This window comes from Pseudomonas sp. SJZ078 (assembly GCF_007828255.1).
Classification (GTDB): Bacteria; Pseudomonadota; Gammaproteobacteria; order Pseudomonadales; family Pseudomonadaceae; genus Aquipseudomonas.
Map to the genome: position 1 here is coordinate 1 of NZ_VIUG01000079.1, position 1,423 is coordinate 1,423.

Here is a 1,423-nt window from a genome sequence, read left to right on the forward strand (position 1 = left end):
TAATGCTGTTCACTTAAGCGGAGCGGCCTTACGATCTACCGGATACCGAGTTTTGGAAATCTTCACTGTCCTCGGCCGCCCTGGCCTTGGACGGTGATCCAGAAACATCCCTCCGATACCTCCTCGCAGTTCAGCCAACCTTCTGCCCGTTGCTGATACCGGATTGGCCGCTGCCATGACGATCAGTTGCACGGCAATGTATTGGCAGGCTGGTTTAAAGCGTATGTCCGAAGGCGTTCGGCCAAAGGCTATTGCGGCTTGGCTGGCCTCCCGACGGATGATGTTGTAAGCAAGCAAAAGTCCCCAGACCTCCTGGTAAATCAGGTCGACCTTCTTGCTACGCAGCGTTACCGCGTTCTGTTGCATCGAGCTTTTGATGTCTCGGAAACCCAACTCAATCTCCCAGCGCTCCAGGTACAGCTCGGCGACAGCTCCTGCGCTGTAGCTCTCGACCGGCAGCGAAGTGAGCAGCGACCTGACGCGCCCTTGGCTTTCATAGCTGACCTCACGCACGTCCCAGTGGGTGGGCAGATTCGGGTTCCGTTTGCGCGCCTGGGGCGAGACCTTCATCCGGACACGGCGATCGTGCTCACCGTAACGCTCGATTTCCTCCATCACCAGATTCTTGCGAGCCGGCGTCAACCAGTGGCGATTACTGCCACCTTCGATCACGCTCAGTAGCAGGTCCGCGCCCCAGAAGCCTTTGTCGAACAACGTGATGGAATTGTCCGGAATCCGCCCCAGGAACGTTTCGGCTAATCGCATCTCGCTGCCGCGATAGGGGCTGAGCTGGGCATCAAGGATCACGTGAGAACGGACATTCATCAAGGCAACGAGCCGCAGCATGGGAAAAGGCGTTTGGCGCTCGGTACCCGTGTTACCGGAGCCAAAATGCTCTCTGAGCTCAGGTGAATCAGGGGTTCGCAGCAACGCGCCATCCACCGCGAACACTTGTAACCCGTTCCAGTCATCGCCTTCGTACCGCTCGCAGCCCCATTGTTTACCTGTCTGGCGGAACAAAGATTCGACCGGGTCGGCTCCCAGTCGCTTACGCGCTTCAGTTACCCCGCTACGCGCCAACAGCTGGTCGGATGCCAAGCCTTGAGCGCAAATATTCAGGCGTCTGGCCACTTCGTGCACAGGCTCATCCCGAAACAACGCCATGCCCAGCACTAGCCAAAGCACCTGATCACTTGGCAGGCGGCGACGCCGAATGGTGGCTTGTGCAGAGAGGTTGAGCGCACTGGCGACCCATTCAACAGGGATGTTCTGGGTGAAGGTGCTGAGGTCGGAGAAATTGAAGAGATCGCCGAGGTCGAGCAATTGCTGCTGAATGGGCATAAAAAATCCGATACCAGAGGACTGGTATCGGATTTTCTAGAAAGCCCGGCTTGGACTCAAATGCTTAAGTGAACAGCATTAC

The 1,423-nt window shown here is 57.1% G+C and carries 1 protein-coding gene; it reads right to left on the reverse strand.

Going from position 1 to position 1,423, the window contains the following annotated elements; translation table 11 throughout:
* Positions 1-9: 9 nt before the first annotated feature.
* The gene (locus FBY02_RS27990; protein ID WP_371921445.1) at positions 10-1,341 is read right to left on the reverse strand and encodes an IS4 family transposase; all 1,332 of its coding nucleotides are present in this window, start codon (positions 1,339-1,341) and stop codon (positions 10-12) included.
* Positions 1,342-1,423 lie beyond the last annotated feature (82 nt).

Excerpts from the sequence above, each read along its gene's own strand:
- FBY02_RS27990 (WP_371921445.1), bottom strand. The coding sequence starts at position 1,341 with ATGCCCATTCAGCAGCAATTGCTCGACCTCGGCGATCTCTTCAATTTC.